Raw genomic sequence first — 16,412 nt, 5'->3', positions numbered from 1 at the left:
TACCCAAAGCGTTATTCGTGTCCTAAGGCCGTGCCTTTCTCAGTTACAGAGCGCTGCTGCGGCATGGCATGGCCAATGCCATAGAAGCTATGAATCTCTGTAGCCCAGAGTGGATCATCCATATCAGGCCATTCATGGCTCTCAAACGAGGGGGCTCGCTCCAGGCGTTCAACAGACAATGGCAAGACAAAACGTTTCAGATTTCTGTCCAGCACCAAGGCTTGCCATGGAACGGCCAGTAGTCTCTCGCCAATCCCCCAGAACCCACCATTTGACATAATGGCAAAAGTCAGCTCACCCGCGGGTAAACGAATAATCAAATTATCAATTTTGCCGAGTTTCTGCTCCTTATGGTTATAAACATCGTTATGGCATAAGGTGCTGGCACTGAGTTTCAACACCGTCTTCTGCTGAGTGTCGTCATTTGCCGGACTTCGTTTTACTTCGTGGGCTAAAACGTTCATTGTCGGCCTCCAATTCGGGGGGTGATTGAAATTGGCCTGCGCCTTCTTCGATGTCGTTGCTCGCATCGACCAGGATATTGCCGTTCTTTTAAGTCCTCTAATGACAGAGGAGGGTATCGGGGATATTTTTCCAGACTATAACTGTGTTGCATGAAACACGCTCCATTAGGTTGTTCACCAGGCCAGAAATTACCAAGCACCTGGCAAAGCCAGTTTGCCAACCTGGCATTTAAAGGTCTGTTCGCTTTCGCACTTAAACCAACACAAATGTTGTTTTGCCCCACAGATTAATAACGAAAAATATTCGCAACCTGTGTGTGTCAGCGAACAGAAAGGTGTTGCAGGGGCAGATAAGGTAGAGCTTAGGCTGCAAGCAATCAGGCTGGCAGCGAGAATCCCGAGGTGCTTATGCAAACTCCCAATAAAGAAACCAAACCTGCTGACATCAAACCCGGTCAGGAACAGAAACATGCCCAAGGTAATGCGCCACAAAAACAGCCACTACCACAAGATAAAAAGCAGCAACAGAAGCGCTAGAAATAGCCTGGTCGTCATCCATTAACGCTAAAGCTATGCCTATCCCAACAAGGGTACGTAAGCACAATGCGTTTGGCATGCTCAAGCTCTGGCCCCGGGGATTCCCGGGGTCCTCTGCATTCCCCAGCAATGACAACCGGCTGACCAAATGGTGAATCTATGGCTATCGACCCCGGCAATTCTTCTTCGCAATTCGGCGGCCCGAAGCATCCTCCGGATCTTGATGCACTGATGAAAAAGTGGTTTAACTCAGGCAGGGGCGGTGGTCCGGCAGCCATCTTAATTGTTGTTGTGGTATTGCTGGGAATGACTATCTATAGCGCCGTTTATACCGTGCCCAGCGATTCTGTCGCGGTTGTGCAGCGTTTTGGCCAATTTACACAACTAGAAATATCCGGACTGCATATCAAGCTGCCTTTTGCCATTGACCAAATAACCATTGTGCCAACTAAGCGGCAACTCAAACAAGAATTTGGCTTTGCTACGCCTGGGTCCACCGATCCAAATCAAACTGCCAGACGTGATGTTCGACAACGCTATGTTGACGAGCGGGAGTCATCGCCTCAACGCGGACAAATCGGAGAAACCCAGATGGTCACTGGTGACCTGAATACCGCTTTGGTTGAGTGGGTTATACAGTACCGAATTTCAGACCCGGTCAGCTACTTATTTGAAGTACGAGAACCGGGGCAAACATTGCGTTATGTGTCTGAATCCGTCATGCGTGAGGTAGTAGGTGATCGCACAGTTGACGAAGTGATTACCATAGGTCGACAGGAGATAGAGGCACAGGCGCTGGATAAAATGCAGGCGTTAGCCAGCAAATATGAAATGGGCATCAGCATCGATCAGGTGCAGTTGAAAAACATCAATCCCCCGGTTCCAGTTCAGGCATCTTTTAATGAAGTCAACCAGGCCCAACAGGAAAAAGAAAAGCTAATCAATGAAGCCAGGCGTGATTACAACAAGGTCATTCCGCTAGCTGAAGGGGAGCGCGATCAGCGTATCCGTGCTGCTGATGGTTATCGATTAAAACGAATCAATGAGGCGCAAGGCGATGCACTGCGCTTTAACGCCTTGTATGCAGAATATATAAAGGCCCCCGAAGTCACTCGCAAACGTATTTACCTGGAAACCATGCAGGACGTACTGCCCAGGGTAGAGAGCAAAATCATTGTTGATATTCAGGCCTTAGGGATCCTGCCGCTACTTAATCTCAACCAGCCAAGGTCCGTCGAGGTGAAGCCATGAGAGCAAGGTCAGCAAACCTGTGGATAGGCAGCGGTATAGTTATCGTCGTTCTGCTGTATAGCGTGTTTTATGCGGTTTCAGAGGTAGAACAGGTGGTTATCACACAATTTGGCAAGCCGGTGGGGGAACCGATAACCACGGCTGATCTGCAATACAAAATTCCTTTTATTCAAAAGGTTAATGCCATCGACAAACGTATATTGGAATGGGAAGGTACCCCTTCGGATATGCCAACCAAAGACAAGCTGTATATCTCTGTCAGTTTGTATGCCAGATGGAAAATAACCCAACCCTTACAGTATTTCTTGCGACTTGGCGATGAGCGCAGTGCACAGTCGCGATTGGATGACATATTAGGTAGTGAGACCCGCAATGCGGTGGCTAAACATGAACTGATTGAGCTGATCAGAACAACCAAAGACAGAACGCCACTGCTGGATGGCTTACTTACTGATGCGGAAAAGGCACTGAAAATGGGAACCTTGGTGCCTATTCACAAAGGACGGAAACTGGTTGAACTGGAAATTTTTCAGGCAGCAGCAGAAAAAGTCCGGGTGTTTGGTATTGAACTGCTGGATATCCGCTTTAAACGCATTAATTACAATGAGAGCGTGCGACCCAAAATCTATGAACGAATGATCAGTGAACGTCGGCAAATCGCCGAACGCTTTTTATCTGAAGGGCTGGGGGAAGCCGCCAGGATTCGCGGCAATCGGGAGCGCGAGTTGAGCAGGATCCAATCCGAGGCTTACAGGCAAGTTGAGGAAATACGTGGCGAGGCTGATGCCAGAGCCGCTGCTATCTATGCTTCGGCATACAACCAAAGTAAAGCGTCAGCACCGTTTTATGCCTTTATTCGAACCATGCAATCTTACCCAGCAATATTTAATCAAAATACCACTTTGGTGCTTGCCGGTGACGGTGAGCTAATGCAATTTATCCAACGCCCTCAGGCCTTCAGCGCAGTCGGGGACGTTGCTAACCCCAAGGCCAATCCCAATGAATGACATAAATAAACACAACCAGACTCTGATGCGTCAATATGGAATAAGTACCACATATAAACAGCTGTATTGGTATAAGCAATATTGTTATGAAAAACTGCAGGATGCGATTAATTATGCCAGGCTGGACACCGAGCACGACGTTATTGTCCCCGCCTCCCCAGTCACAGATGAATAAAGTGGATTAGCCTGGATATGGACAACCCGGCTCCCGCTTCTAAGGATGGCAAACTGCAAAGCATGCCCAAAGAACTGATCGATTGGGTGAACAAGCCCCTTGGGCGCTTTTTTCGTATCGAAACCGCCGCCGCAGGCATTTTGCTTGCGGTCACCATTTTGGCCATGCTACTCGCTAATTCGCCTTGGTCAGCACAATATCTCGCCTTATGGCAGGTAGAGGCGGGGATAAACCTTGGGCCATTCGGATTGCATCTGACACTACTTGAATGGATAAATGATGCGGTCATGACCCTGTTCTTTTTTGTCGTATCCCTTGAGCTTAAGCGTGAACTGGTACTAGGAGAACTACGTCAGCCGCGTCAGGCCATGCTGTCAGTAAGTGCTGCTATTGGTGGCATGGCTGTTCCTGCTGTGCTTTACCTGCTGATGTTATGGGGGGCGCCGGGGGCGCATGGATGGGGTATGGTAATGGCGACCGATACCGCTTTTGTAATTGGTTGCCTGGCATTGCTGGGGCGACGTATACCAGTGCAACTGCGTGTGTTTCTGCTGTCGCTGGCTATTGTTGACGACATTGGTGCCATCCTCGTGGTCGCAGTAGGCTATGGCGAAGCGCTTAACTACCAGGCATTAGCGCTCGCCGCTGCTGGAATAATGGTCATCCGGGGAATGGCGTTACTTGGGATCAGAAACCTGATGTTGTACTTTCTGATGGGCGCAGCGATCTGGCTTGCTGTTGAACATTCAGGCATTCATCCTACTGTAACCGGGGTGGTATTGGGGCTGATGACCCCTACGCTAAAGTGGGTCAGCGACGCCCGGCTGCATCAGATACTGGATGCTGTCATTGCCCACCCTCCCGGGCAGAATTGGAGTGGCGACACCCTGGCCAGAATGAAGTTGCGCACCGCAGAATCAGCTGCCAGAGAGGCCCTGTCACCAGTTGAACGACTGGAGATTGTACTTCATCCCTGGGTAGGCTTCGTGATTATGCCGCTCTTTGCCTTTGCCAATGCTGGTGTCCCTGTCGGAGAAACGAATGTTACCAGCCCGCTCACTCTGGCAATTCTGCTCGGCCTGGTATTAGGTAAGCCCCTGGGCATATTCCTGTTTAGCTGGTTGGCTGTAAAGTTGAACATTGCGGCACGGCCTGTCCAGTTGAGTTGGTCGCTGATAGCAGCCGGAGGATGTTTATGTGGTATAGGCTTCACTATGGCATTGTTTATTGCCGGACTTGCATTTTCACCAATTCAAATCAATGAGGCAAAATTTGGTATTTTGCTAGCTTCAGCAATTTCCGCACTAGCGGGTATGTTAATAATCAAGCTGACATCGTTCCCGCAGAGTTTGACTTATAGTTCATCAGAAGAGTCTGTGGATTTCACGTTCGATCAAAGCCCCCAAAGAGGTAAAAACAAGAGGTGAATATTCCTTGTGAGCTTGCTTCAACGACGATAAAAGCGTTGCGGCAATTTCCTCAGCCTGCATAATACCGACATCGTTTAATCGGAGGTGGTGGCGCATGAAATGGATAAGCTTGGTACTCCTTGCCTTGCTTGGCATGCTGCAATATCGCCTTTGGTTTGGCAAACATAGCATTCCAGACTATTGGCAGATGGATGAAGAAGCACAGCAGATGGCCACCCAAAATGCCAATCTGGAACAACGCAACAATCTGCTCAAAGCCGATATTCAAGACCTGAAACTTGGCCTTGAAGCCATTGAAGAACGAGCCCGTAATGAATTGGGCCTGATCAAGGAAGGCGAAACCTTTTACCGAATTTTACCTCCTGAACAATGACGCCACCATCGAAGCAACAATTTACTGTGGTTGTACCCGCCGCCGGTGTCGGCAAGCGCATGCAGACCGATGTACCCAAACAATATCTGCCAATATTAGGCAAAACCCTGTTGGAACAATGCCTGGACAACCTGATTGCCCACCCGCGAATTAAACATATTGTGGTTGCGTTGCATCCACGCGACCCCTACTTTGCTGACTTGCCTGTCGCCAAGGCCCCTTGGCTAACTCGGGTAGACGGTGGCAAAGAGCGCGCCGATTCGGTATTGGCCGGCTTAAACGTGCTTGATGATGAATGGGTGCTGGTACACGATGCCGCCCGGCCCTGTCTTCCTCATCAGGATCTGGATGCTTTACTCGCGCTGGCCGATGGCGAGCAAGGCGGTATCCTGGCTTATGCGGTGCGGGATACAATGAAACAAGCCGATAAGACAGGCTGCGTAGCAGCTACTCTTGACCGCAGCAATATGTGGCATGCACTAACACCACAGTTTTTCCCTCTTGCAGTGCTTCGCGATGCCTTGACTAAAGCGCTTAACGCACAAGCCGTGATCACCGACGAGGCTTCAGCCATGGAATGGGCAGGTCAATCGGTAAAACTGGTGGAAGCTAACCCTTGTAATATCAAGGTCACACAGCCCGTGGATCTTATGCTGGCAGAATTTTATCTAAGCAAACTACTGAATAATGGCAGGAGCAACCTATGAAGATGCGGATAGGGCATGGTTTTGACGTACATAAATTTGGCGGCGTCGGTCCGATTGTCATTGGCGGCGTTGAAATAGACTATGTGCAAGGTTTGCTAGCCCATTCAGACGGAGACGTAGCCCTGCATGCCATCTGCGATGCGCTGCTGGGGGCACTGGGCATGGGCGATATCGGCCGGCATTTTCCCGACACAGATGCACAGTATGCGGGTGCTGACAGCCGGGAATTACTCCGCCATGTGTTTTCACTGGTTAAAGATAAGGGTTACAAATTGGGTAACCTTGATGTCACCGTGGTGGCTGAGTCACCGAAAATGGCCCCCCATGTAGATGCCATGTGCAAAAATATCGCTGAGGATCTGGATGCCCAGCAAGATCAGATTAATGTGAAAGCCACCACCACCGAAAAACTCGGTTTTACCGGGCGCAAAGAAGGCATTGGCTGTCATGCAGTAGTGCTGCTGGAAAAGGTATAAAACTTGAATTTCGACACATCACACTGGCATTACTGCTACGGTAAACCATTAGGTACAGGGCTGCTGAAACAGCACCCCGAAGATTTTATTGTACGCGAACAACTCGGCTATAGCCCTTGCGGTGAAGGTGAGCACATTTACCTCTGGGTGCGTAAAACCGGCTTGAACACGGCGAATGTGGCCGAACAGCTGGCGCGTTTTGCCGGTGTGCATCCACGCAACGTGAGTTTTTCCGGACGAAAAGATAAGCATGCCGTGACCGAACAATGGATTGGCGTGCATTTGCCAGGCAAACAAGACCCGGACTGGCAGAGCTTCGCCATGCCCGGTGTGGAGATTATCAAGGCCATTCGCCACAATCGTAAATTGCGTACCGGCACCCATAAGTTCAATGACTTTATTTTAACCATCCGTGAACTCAGCCAGCCTGACGAGGTTGCCGACCGGCTTAATGCATTGACTGCCGGTGTGCCAAATTACTTCGGCGAGCAGCGTTTTGGTAATCGCAACGGCAACCTGTTTCTAGGTGCCCGCCTGCTTGATGGTGAAACCATTCGCGACAGACAAAAACGCAGCATGGCGATTTCCGCCCTGCGCTCTTGGCTATTTAATGAGTTTGTCAGTTGCCGGTTGGCAGAAAGGGGCAGCAAACAAGCGCTGGACGGCGATGTGATGTTGCTGCAAGGTAGCAACAGTTTCTTCTGTGCCGAACAGTGGAGCGATGAACTGCAGCAACGTTTGCAGGAAGGTGACATTCAATTCAGCGCGCCCATGTGGGGCCAGGGCGAATTAGCTAGCCGTGCTCAGGCGCTCTTGTTTGAATCGAAGGTAGCAGGTCATCATCAGGCTTTATGTGAAGGTTTGGCCGCATTGGGGTTAAGCCAGGAACGTCGTGCATTAATGCAGTATCCTGAGCAGCTTCAATGGCAGATAGAAGGTCAGCAGTTGCAGCTAAGTTTCAGGTTACAAGCCGGTGGTTTTGCGACCGCAGTAACCCGGGAGCTATTTAACCCAACGCCCCACCAGGACTAAGGGAACAATATGCGAATTTTGCTTAGTAATGATGATGGTGTTCATGCCGAAGGGCTGGCAAGTTTGTATAAAGAGCTGGCCAAAGAGCATGATGTAACCGTCATTGCACCTGATCGAAACTGCAGCGGCGTAAGTAATGCCTTATCACTACAACAACCACTCAGAATTCAGCAAATGAATACCGGCTTTTATGCGGTAAACGGCACGCCCTCTGACTGCGTGCATCTTGGCATCAACAGCTTTATGCAGGACGACCCACAGTTAGTGGTTTCAGGCATCAATCATGGTGCTAATCTGGGTGACGATGTGATTTATTCCGGCACGGTGGCCGCGGCAACCGAAGGTCGCTATATGGGACTTCCGGCCATTGCCGTATCCCTTTGCCAAAAGCAAGATGGTCACTTTGCAACCGCAGCGCGCGTGGCCTGCGATATTATTCGTCATCTAGGCCAGCACCCACTGGCTGCCGATCAAATACTGAATATTAATGTACCAGATGTGCCATATGAATTACTCAACGGCATTCAGGTCACTCGGCAGGGGCGACGTCATCGGGCGGAGTCCATGCTGAAAAGCCAGGACCCTTGGGGACGAGAAATATACTGGTATGGTAAAGTAGGCCAGGAGCAAGATGCCGGTCCCGGTACCGATTTTCATGCTATCGCCAATGGATACTGCTCGGTCACGCCGCTGAGTGTCGATATGACGGCATATCAAAGCATGAATGAGATGCAGAGTTGGATTGAAAAACTATAAAGAAACTCCATGAGTCAAACACCTAGAGCCACAACACGTAAGGGCGATACCCTGGCCCAACTGCTTAACAGGGAAGGCATCAATAACCCGCAGGTTTTGCATGCTATCGCTGCAACGCCGCGCGAGCTTTTTTTGCCCGACGCGTTAAAGCATCAGGCCTACCTGAATACCGCATTACCCATTGGCCAAGGGCAAACTATTTCCCAGCCTTATATAGTCGCGCGTATGACAGAGCTGCTATTGGACGCGCCTAATCGAGCCCAGACAGTGCTTGAAATAGGCACAGGCTCAGGCTACCAGACTGCCATACTGGCTCAGTTGTTTGACAAAGTGTTTAGCGTTGAGCGAATCAAGGCACTGCAATATCAGGCTAAGCGCCGCATGCAGTCTTTGGATTTGCATAACATTGCCATGAAACATGGAGACGGATGGCAAGGCTGGGCCAGCAAAGGCCCATTCGATGCCATCATCGTCACCGCAGCGGCCAGCCATATGCCACAAATGCTGCTGGAGCAGTTAAATGATGGCGGCCGCTTGATTATCCCGGTTGGCAATGCCAACCAACAGTTGTATGCCGTCACTCGAAAAGGAAATGAATTTGAACAAAAGACAGTGGAAGCCGTGCGGTTTGTGCCTTTGGTGCCAGGAGCCATAATGTGAAGATTTTTAGCTACCTGTACGATAAGGCCATGTTGTGGTCACGACATAAGCATGCCCCAGCCTATCTGGGCGGCATGACCTTCGCCGAATCGATATTTTTCCCCGTACCACCGGATGTAATGTTGGCGCCCATGTCATTGGCTAATCCGGACAAGGCCTGGCGTTATGCATTGCTTACCTCCGTCGCTTCCGTCTTGGGGGGAATTGCTGGCTACTTCCTGGGAATGCTGGCCTTTGAATCTTTCCTGCATCCACTGATAGTGGAAATGGGTTATCAGGACAAAATGGACAAAGCCGTATCCTGGTTTGAACAATATGGGGTATGGGTGGTATTTATTGCCGGTTTCTCTCCTATACCTTACAAAGTCTTTACTGTCAGCGCGGGCTTCCTGCAAATGGCCTTTTTACCCTTTGTACTGGCATCGACCGTAGGTCGGGCCATGCGCTTTTATCTGGTTGCCGGATTGATGCGCTGGGGAGGCAAAAAGATGGAAGACAAATTGCGTGACTACGTTGAAACCCTTGGCTGGGCCACTGTGGTGTTAGCCGTGATTGCTTATCTGCTGCTAAGGTAGCGCTGTGGCAGACTGGCGAGGACGCTGGGGAACACTTTTATTATCAGCTATGTTGCTGAGTGCCTGTAGTTCCCGTAATGCACCAGCGCCGGTCGTGACCCTCAGTGAAGCCAAAACTTTCAAACAATTCAAAGAGCTGGGCAATGCCGCCGAATACCAGGTGGAAAAAGGTGATACGCTGTTTTCCATCGCCTGGTATTCAGGCAATGATTACAAAGATCTGGCCAGAATTAACAAGCTGTCCGCGCCTTATGCCATCTACCCTGGACAGGTTTTGAAGCTTAGGGAAAGTAACAAAAACGTCAGAAAAAATGTTACAAAAGAAACTGGTAAGACCTCTAAAATAAAAGCAAATCAGCCAGTTGACCGTCCTAAAAAGCAGGCGTATGGTGAATCTAAGACTGTTCAAAAGTCCACCACTGACATCCCCAAAAATCCAAAACCGGTGTCATCAGGTTCGGACTTCCCCCCCCAGGTCACAGAGTGGATATGGCCTGCAAAAGGTAAGGTAATTGGGCAGTTTTCACTTTCGGAACAGGGAAATAAAGGGATTGATATTGCTAATTCGCCTGGTACGCCGATTTTGGCGTCGGCAGTTGGCAAAGTTGTCTACACGGGCAACGCACTGAGAGGATTCGGTAACCTGATAATCATCAAGCATACTGATGCCTACCTCACTGCTTATGCTCACAACCGCAAGATACTGGTCAAAGAACAGGACTGGGTGCGGCCGGGACAGCAAATTGCCGAAATGGGCAGTAGTGGAACTTCGCAGACTATGTTGCACTTTGAGATTCGTTATAAAGGCAAATCTGTAGATCCATTACGTTTTTTACCCAATCAACCATAACAATAAACAATTACAACACTGGAGAGGACAAAAGAGGGAAATGATCTAAACCTTACAACCTTGCTGGAGATGCTGTTATGGGTCAAAAGAAAACTGCCATCACCGATGCTGAGCTGAATGATGAATTTGATGACGTTGTCGAATCAGAGCTTGAAGATGTAGATGACGAAGTCGACCCCATGGAGGAAATTCTTGCGAATCAGGAAGATATGCATCGCAATCTGGATGCCACTCAACTTTATCTGGGAGAAATAGGCTTTTCTCCATTACTGTCTGCCGAAGAAGAAGTCTACTTTGCCCGCCGGGCCTTAAAAGGCTGCGAAGCCTCACGCAAACGCATGATTGTCAGTAATTTACGTTTAGTCGTGAAAATTGCCCGACGTTATAACAATCGTGGGCTGGCGTTATTGGATCTTATAGAAGAAGGTAACCTGGGATTGATTCGGGCCGTAGAGAAATTCGATCCCGAGCGAGGGTTCCGCTTTTCAACCTATGCCACCTGGTGGATCCGTCAAACCATTGAGCGGGCCATCATGAACCAAACTCGTACCATTCGCCTGCCAATTCATGTAGTTAAAGAGCTGAATGTGTATTTACGTGCTGCCCGAGAGCTTGCACAGAAGCTGGATCATGAACCTACGGCTGAAGAGATAGCCAAGGCGTTAGACAAGCCGGTAGAAGACGTAACCAAGATGCTACGTTTGAATGAACGCATTAGTTCGGTTGATACCCCGATCGGCAGTGACAATGACAAGGCATTACTTGACATTATTGCTGACGAAAAAGGTCATGGACCAGAAGATGAGCTTCAAGACAAAGATATGCGTAGCAGCATTGTACATTGGCTCAATGAACTAAACGCTAAACAGCGTGAAGTGCTGGCAAGACGCTTTGGCCTGATGGGCTATGAGCCTTCCACTTTGGAAGACGTCGGCGCTGAAATCGGCCTGACTCGTGAACGTGTCAGACAAATCCAGGTTGAAGCCTTAAGACGCCTGCGCGATATGCTGGGCCATCAGGGACTGAATCTGGAATCGCTGTTCAGCCGAGAAGCTTGATGAACTGATAAAGCAAAGGGCAGCCAATTTGACTGCCCTTTTTTATATTATCTCACCACCAGTTCAGGATAGAACGGCTAGAGCTTGCTGGTAGTCAGGCTCGTCGGCAATTTCAGAAACCTGTTGGGTATGGATGACCCTGCCATTTTCATCAATCACCACCACGGCACGAGACAACAAGCCCGCCAGAGGGCCAGTCTTTACCGTCACGCCATAGTCATGACCAAAAGTACTTCTGAAACAGGAGGCACTGCCCACCTTATCTATCCCTTCTGCCCCACAAAAGCGGGCCAAAGCGAAGGGTAAATCAGCGGACACACATAGCACCCTGGTATTATTAAGTGCTGCCGCCTGCTGGTTGAACTGTCTTACCGACATGGCACAGGTTGGAGTGTCCACAGAAGGGAATATGTTTAGTATTAAACGACTACCAACATAATCAGCTAGTTCAGTTTCTGATAAATCCGTACTGACCAAGGTAAAAGTTGGTGCCTGGCAGCCAACCTCAGGCAGCTCACCAACAGTTTCAATCGGGTTTCCTTTGAGTGTAATTGTAGCCATTCGTTTTCCTTATTTAACCTGTTGTCAGTGCCCAATCAACGGCACTGGCAGCGTGAATTTCTGTGGTGTCAAATAGTCGCACCGGCGTATCAGTCTGCTTGACGAGCAAACCAATCTCCGTACATCCTAACACCACCGCTTGAGCACCTTGTAGCGCAAGTGCTTCAATAATTCGCAGATAATCGTCTCGGGAAGTATCGAGAATATGCCCTTTGCACAGTTCCTCATAAATCACCCGATGCACCCGTTCACGTTCCGTCGCTGAAGGTGTAATCACTTCAATATCACGGCGGATGAGACGCTGACGATAGAATGCCTGCTCCATGGTAAAGGCAGTTCCTAATAAGCCGACCCGATCTATCCCCTCCGCTTTTAAACGCGTGGCCGTCGCATCAGCAATATGCAACAGCGGAATATCCAGAACGGCTTCCAGCGCATCGGCCACTTTATGCATAGTATTAGTACAAATCAGTAAAAAATCAGCACCAGCATGCTGCACTTGCAGCCCGGCCTTGGTCAACAGCGCTGCTGCCGCCTCCCAGTCATCTTGAGCTTGTAGTTGTTCTACCTGTGCGAAATCCAGACTGTTTAAAACAAGGTTAGCTGAATGCAAACCGCCAAGCTTGTCGCGTACGCCTTGATTGATCAACTGATAATAAGTTTGCGTACTCTCCCAGCTCATTCCACCCAATAAGCCTATGGTTTTGATAAATCCTCCGCCAATAACAATAAGTTAGTCAGCCCCTTTTGTTTTCGTAATGTCAGTGACAAATGGTAGGGGTCTGGTTGAAACAATTGGTAATCCAAGGTTTGCCGATCCGGCAAAAAATCATGTTGCTTGGTTGGTACACCCAGCGCAGCAACAACCTCTCTCTCATCCATCCCTGGCGAAACAGCGAGTTCCAGTCTTTGCAATAGCTCTTTCATTTTTAGTGCAGGAAGTTCCTGCAAATCCAAATTAATAAGCAGCGTATATTCAGGACGGCTACGTAAACGCAAAAACTCTGTAGCGCCGAAAGCTTCCCCCATCCATTCCCGCCCCATAAAACGCCAACTATCAAATACCTCCACCGTTTCGGGCGCCAGGTAATCTGACAATCGCAGAGTGAAAAACTGTTTATGGGCTAACATAATGTTGCTCTCGGATTACGCTCCATTGCCATTGTGCTCCTGCGTGCAATCCTCAGTTGCTTACTCGGCTTTGTGGTTATTAGCAGAGCAACTAAGTAAATACCTCTCTATACAAAAACATAGCCAGTCAATTAGTCAAGAACAACTGCACCATTAGTTAACAATCAAGCTACATAAATCACTAATAGTCTCGAGCATAGTTGTCTATTTTTTTTACAAGAATAGCAGAAAATCACCATGAAAAATCTGCAAGATGATGATTTAAAAAGATTTTTCTAGATGGAACGGTATTTGCTAAGTGAGCACGCCAAGTTAACGAGAACAGGCAATCATTTAAAATATAAAGGAGTTGTAAATGAAGTTTAGGAAAGTAGTAAATACTGCTTGCTTACTGTTAGCCGCCTTGGGAATGGCTGGACACGCATCTGCATCACTGATGACCGGCTGGACCGGACAAGGTAACTATGGAAGCACTGCAGGTGATGGGGATATCACCACATCCCCATTCGGTAGCGCTCAATTTGGATACGTTAGCACGGATAATGGTGTCAGCGGATTAGGTCTGCCCGGTGTGGGTGGTTCTGGTACTCCCGAACTTGGTTCCGTTGCACTGTCACCAGTATTCGCTGCCAATACCGGTGACTCCCTGGAGTTTTTCTTTAATTATGTGACCTCTGATGGTGCGGAATATTCCGACTATGCCTGGGCAAGGTTATTAGATAGTGCGATGAACCAAGTAGCTCTGCTGTTTACTGCCAGAACAACGAATGGTGGTAATACAGTTCCAGGTTTCTCAATGCCAAATCCAGAAGCAACACTTTCTCCAGGTAGCACGCCTATTGTCGGTGGCAACCCTGACTGGTCTATACTGGGCAGCGATTCCGGAAGTTGCTTTGCCACTGGTTGCGGTTACACCGGTTGGATAAAAGCTAGCTATACCATCGCTAATGCGGGCAACTATTACCTGCAAATGGGTGTAGTAAACTGGAACGACAACAGCTTCGACAGCGCCATGGCTTTTGACGGTGCGACTGTTGGCGGTAACGTGATCGGTACACCGGTTCCAATCCCAGCTCCCCTTACTCTGATGGGGTTAGGTTTAGTCGCGTTAGGCTTTGCACGTAAACGCAAGTAACTAAATGATTATGTGAAAAACGCTCCAATTGGAGCGTTTTTTATGTTTTATCTACAAAGTAGCTGATGCGGCTACGTGGATTTAAATAAATAGCAATAGGTTCAGGAAGCTGTGATGGCTTGAGCACCTTTTGTATGTTGGCCCCATAATCTTTCAAGGTAACCATTGGCGCTTCCGTGCTTGGCACAGAGTCATCATAAAGCAGCAATGAAGGATTTAGCAGGTCTGCGGTATTCACCGAAATGACCATCCCTACCCTATTGTCAGACAGCATGACGACAGTACCCGGAGGATAAACGCCAAGCAGCTTTACTAATAACTTGGTTTCCCTGTCTGGCAGCTTAGCTTTCATACTTTTGAACAGATGAGACAGTGCCTGATAAGGGATCTTGGCATTTGCCGGGTCCCTTGGGTAACACTGATTATCGTATTCATTCACCAGCATGAGAATTTGTGCCAGCGGATCGATGGCCGCACCACTCAATCCTCGCGGGTAACCGCTGCCATCCATAAATTCGTGATGCTGCAGGATCACCGGTAAAATATCGCCGGGAAAAGCCTCTGAATGACTTAGCAAATCAACCCCATACTGGCAGTGCATTTTCAGCAGATTTTGTTCGGGTTTAGTTAATGGCGTAGTCTTGCGCATTACCTGACTAGGGATTTTCAATTTCCCCACATCATGAAACAAAGCGGCCAAGCCTAGTTTCTGCCCCTGCTCGCGATTCAGCCCGGCCTGCCTGGCCAGCATCATGGCCAAAACAGCCACGTTCAGAGAATGGAAGTACAGATCATCCCCTTGCTTATCAGGATTCATCAGGTGCAAGGCGACATTCTCTTCCCCCAGGATTATTTCGGCCATGTCACTGATCAACTGCTGCGCTTCTTCCACCGCTTGCAATGGTCGGCTACCCACTTTGGTCATCAGCGCCCGAACCTGCGCCAAACTGCGTTGGAAATTTTTCTCTGTCTTCTGCAGACTGCGGCGGAATTGCTTCAGTTGTTCAATGCGCTGGCTTTTCTCCCTTTCCATTTGTTCCAACAGATGGTCGGTTTCGGCTTCAACCATTTCCTGGGGAGCAAGCTGTACTTCTTCCTCCGGTTGAGCATCACTTTTGCTTGTATCGATCAACACATAGGGAAGCTTCAGGGCGCGAATCACCCGGACTTGTTCTTGATTGGTCAGTTTAAAGCTACTGAATAGAAACGGGTGCTTCATCCACCCTGAAGGCAGTTTGACATACATGCCTAATCGCAGGTTGTCGGGGTGGATCTTCACTTTTGCCATGAATGCTCGTTACTGTTTACAAAATTAGAAACTGGCCTTCCCGATTGAGGCATCATCTACCTATGCAGCTTAGTCGCTAACACTGGTCGGCGCATTGATGCTCCTCAAGTTTTTCCCTGCTGTTTGGCCTGCTGCCAAAGTTTTTCCATTTCTTCCAAGCTGGCCTGCTGAAGCGACAGACCTTGTCCGTTCAAATGCGCTTCGATATAGGAAAATCGCTGTTCAAACTTGTCATTGGCTCGTCGCAACATGGTTTCTGGATCTTTTTTGAGCTTGCGCAGCAAATTCACCGTGGCGAATAACAGATCGCCTAATTCTTCCTCCAGGGCCTGCTCGTCTATTTGAGGTTTAGCTAACTCATCCTGCACTTCCAAAATTTCTTCCTGAATCTTGGCAAAGACGCCTTCAGTATCCGGCCAGTCAAAGCCAACCGTGGCGCAGCGCTTCTGAATTTTTGCTGCGCGGGTCAGAGCTGGCATGGCTCTGGGAATGTTATCCAGTAACGAGGCACTGCCGCCGGCTTTATCGGCACGCTCTTTGGCTTTTTCCGCTTCCCAGTTAGCCTTGACCTCTGACTCATCAAACTTTGCCTGGGCAAATACATGAGGATGGCGACGAATTAGCTTCTCGGCCATAGCACCGGCCACGTCCTCAAAGTCAAACAAGGCCTGCTCTTTGCCTAGGCGGGCATAAAACACCACCTGAAACAGCAGATCGCCTAACTCCTCTCGAATAGCTTCAGGTTGCCCACTTTCAATGGCATCCGCCACTTCGTAAGCTTCTTCAAGGGTGAAAGGTACAATGCTGGCAAAAGTCTGCTTTAAGTCCCACGGGCAGCCATCTTCTGGGTCACGTAAACGGTCCATCACCCAAAGCAGCTTATCCAGATTCGGATAGTTCTGATCATGAATAATTGTCAAAACACTTCCCTTAACTTTGTATTGCG

General features: G+C 49.0%; 21 protein-coding genes. 15 read left to right on the top strand and 6 right to left on the bottom strand.

Going from position 1 to position 16,412, the window contains the following annotated elements; all coding sequences use genetic code 11:
• Window positions 1-11: 11 nt before the first annotated feature.
• Window positions 12-464 carry a PRC-barrel domain-containing protein gene (locus J0A65_RS00860; protein ID WP_206592217.1) on the bottom strand — a complete coding sequence of 151 codons (453 nt, stop codon included), beginning with the start codon at window positions 462-464 and terminating at the stop codon, window positions 12-14.
• A gap of 408 nt (window positions 465-872) precedes the next feature.
• On the opposite strand from J0A65_RS00860, the gene J0A65_RS27625 reads away from it, so the two are divergent.
• The 14 genes from J0A65_RS27625 (at window position 873) to rpoS (ending at window position 11,351) form a co-directional block, all read left to right on the top strand.
• A complete protein-coding gene (locus tag J0A65_RS27625) occupies window positions 873-1,001 on the top strand; it encodes a hypothetical protein (protein WP_269814614.1) in 129 nt (42 codons plus the stop codon).
• A 159-nt stretch (window positions 1,002-1,160) separates the two neighbouring features.
• Window positions 1,161-2,252, top strand: a complete 1,092-nt coding sequence (gene hflK, locus J0A65_RS00855) for an FtsH protease activity modulator HflK (protein WP_416135289.1) — start codon at window positions 1,161-1,163, stop codon at window positions 2,250-2,252.
• The gene (gene hflC / locus J0A65_RS00850) at window positions 2,249-3,259 is read left to right on the top strand and encodes a protease modulator HflC (protein WP_206592216.1); all 1,011 of its coding nucleotides are present in this window, start codon (window positions 2,249-2,251) and stop codon (window positions 3,257-3,259) included. Before hflK ends, hflC begins: the two co-directional genes overlap by 4 nt.
• Window positions 3,252-3,434, top strand: coding sequence for a hypothetical protein (locus J0A65_RS00845; protein WP_206592215.1), 183 nt, complete (start codon window positions 3,252-3,254; stop codon window positions 3,432-3,434). Before hflC ends, J0A65_RS00845 begins: the two co-directional genes overlap by 8 nt.
• A gap of 17 nt (window positions 3,435-3,451) precedes the next feature.
• The gene (gene nhaA, locus J0A65_RS00840) at window positions 3,452-4,861 is read left to right on the top strand and encodes a Na+/H+ antiporter NhaA (RefSeq protein ID WP_206592214.1); all 1,410 of its coding nucleotides are present in this window, start codon (window positions 3,452-3,454) and stop codon (window positions 4,859-4,861) included.
• A 97-nt stretch (window positions 4,862-4,958) separates the two neighbouring features.
• Window positions 4,959-5,237, top strand: coding sequence for a cell division protein FtsB (gene ftsB / locus J0A65_RS00835; protein ID WP_206592213.1), 279 nt, complete (start codon window positions 4,959-4,961; stop codon window positions 5,235-5,237).
• Window positions 5,234-5,944 (top strand): 2-C-methyl-D-erythritol 4-phosphate cytidylyltransferase, encoded by a 711-nt coding sequence (ispD, locus tag J0A65_RS00830; protein WP_206592212.1) that lies wholly within the window; start codon window positions 5,234-5,236, stop codon window positions 5,942-5,944. The genes ftsB and ispD overlap by 4 nt, the downstream gene beginning before the upstream one ends.
• A 2-nt stretch (window positions 5,945-5,946) precedes the next feature.
• Complete coding sequence (gene ispF / locus J0A65_RS00825) at window positions 5,947-6,420, top strand: 2-C-methyl-D-erythritol 2,4-cyclodiphosphate synthase (protein ID WP_206592523.1); 474 nt, start codon at window positions 5,947-5,949, stop codon at window positions 6,418-6,420.
• A 3-nt stretch (window positions 6,421-6,423) separates the two neighbouring features.
• Window positions 6,424-7,452: a tRNA pseudouridine(13) synthase TruD gene (gene truD / locus J0A65_RS00820; RefSeq protein ID WP_206592211.1), complete on the top strand. Its 1,029-nt coding sequence runs from the start codon at window positions 6,424-6,426 to the stop codon at window positions 7,450-7,452.
• A 9-nt stretch (window positions 7,453-7,461) separates the two neighbouring features.
• Window positions 7,462-8,208, top strand: a complete 747-nt coding sequence (surE, locus tag J0A65_RS00815; RefSeq protein ID WP_206592210.1) for a 5'/3'-nucleotidase SurE — start codon at window positions 7,462-7,464, stop codon at window positions 8,206-8,208.
• Between the two features lie 9 nt (window positions 8,209-8,217).
• Complete coding sequence (locus J0A65_RS00810) at window positions 8,218-8,868, top strand: protein-L-isoaspartate(D-aspartate) O-methyltransferase (protein ID WP_206592209.1); 651 nt, start codon at window positions 8,218-8,220, stop codon at window positions 8,866-8,868.
• Window positions 8,865-9,443 carry a YqaA family protein gene (locus J0A65_RS00805; RefSeq protein ID WP_206592208.1) on the top strand — a complete coding sequence of 193 codons (579 nt, stop codon included), beginning with the start codon at window positions 8,865-8,867 and terminating at the stop codon, window positions 9,441-9,443. Before J0A65_RS00810 ends, J0A65_RS00805 begins: the two co-directional genes overlap by 4 nt.
• Before the next feature lie 49 nt (window positions 9,444-9,492).
• The gene (locus tag J0A65_RS00800) at window positions 9,493-10,293 is read left to right on the top strand and encodes a peptidoglycan DD-metalloendopeptidase family protein (RefSeq protein ID WP_206592522.1); all 801 of its coding nucleotides are present in this window, start codon (window positions 9,493-9,495) and stop codon (window positions 10,291-10,293) included.
• A 77-nt stretch (window positions 10,294-10,370) separates the two neighbouring features.
• Window positions 10,371-11,351, top strand: a complete 981-nt coding sequence (gene rpoS, locus J0A65_RS00795) for an RNA polymerase sigma factor RpoS (protein WP_102798047.1) — start codon at window positions 10,371-10,373, stop codon at window positions 11,349-11,351.
• A 63-nt stretch (window positions 11,352-11,414) separates the two neighbouring features.
• Here the strand turns inward: rpoS and tpx are convergent, their stop codons facing one another.
• The 3 genes from tpx to J0A65_RS00780 are packed head-to-tail and all read right to left on the bottom strand — an operon-like array spanning window position 11,415 to window position 13,043.
• Entirely contained in the window at window positions 11,415-11,912 is a 498-nt protein-coding gene (tpx, locus tag J0A65_RS00790; protein ID WP_206592207.1) for a thiol peroxidase, read from the bottom strand.
• A gap of 13 nt (window positions 11,913-11,925) precedes the next feature.
• Window positions 11,926-12,621: an aspartate/glutamate racemase family protein gene (locus J0A65_RS00785; RefSeq protein WP_206592521.1), complete on the bottom strand. Its 696-nt coding sequence runs from the start codon at window positions 12,619-12,621 to the stop codon at window positions 11,926-11,928.
• Entirely contained in the window at window positions 12,609-13,043 is a 435-nt protein-coding gene (locus J0A65_RS00780; RefSeq protein ID WP_206592206.1) for a hypothetical protein, read from the bottom strand. The genes J0A65_RS00785 and J0A65_RS00780 overlap by 13 nt, the downstream gene beginning before the upstream one ends.
• 355 nt (window positions 13,044-13,398) lie before the next feature.
• On the opposite strand from J0A65_RS00780, the gene J0A65_RS00775 reads away from it, so the two are divergent.
• Window positions 13,399-14,178 carry an NF038132 family protein gene (locus tag J0A65_RS00775; protein ID WP_232849663.1) on the top strand — a complete coding sequence of 260 codons (780 nt, stop codon included), beginning with the start codon at window positions 13,399-13,401 and terminating at the stop codon, window positions 14,176-14,178.
• A 40-nt stretch (window positions 14,179-14,218) separates the two neighbouring features.
• On the opposite strand, the gene J0A65_RS00770 is transcribed toward J0A65_RS00775, so the two are convergent.
• Window positions 14,219-15,466: an HD-GYP domain-containing protein gene (locus J0A65_RS00770; protein ID WP_206592205.1), complete on the bottom strand. Its 1,248-nt coding sequence runs from the start codon at window positions 15,464-15,466 to the stop codon at window positions 14,219-14,221.
• A gap of 104 nt (window positions 15,467-15,570) precedes the next feature.
• A complete protein-coding gene (gene mazG, locus J0A65_RS00765) occupies window positions 15,571-16,386 on the bottom strand; it encodes a nucleoside triphosphate pyrophosphohydrolase (protein WP_269814613.1) in 816 nt (271 codons plus the stop codon).
• Between the last annotated feature and the right edge of the window lie 26 nt (window positions 16,387-16,412).

The sequence above is a fragment of the Bowmanella yangjiangensis genome (assembly GCF_017255015.1).
GTDB lineage: Bacteria > Pseudomonadota > Gammaproteobacteria > Enterobacterales > Alteromonadaceae > Bowmanella > Bowmanella yangjiangensis.
Note: the sequence above shows the minus strand (reverse complement) of the source record. Positions and strands in the feature narration are given on the sequence as shown.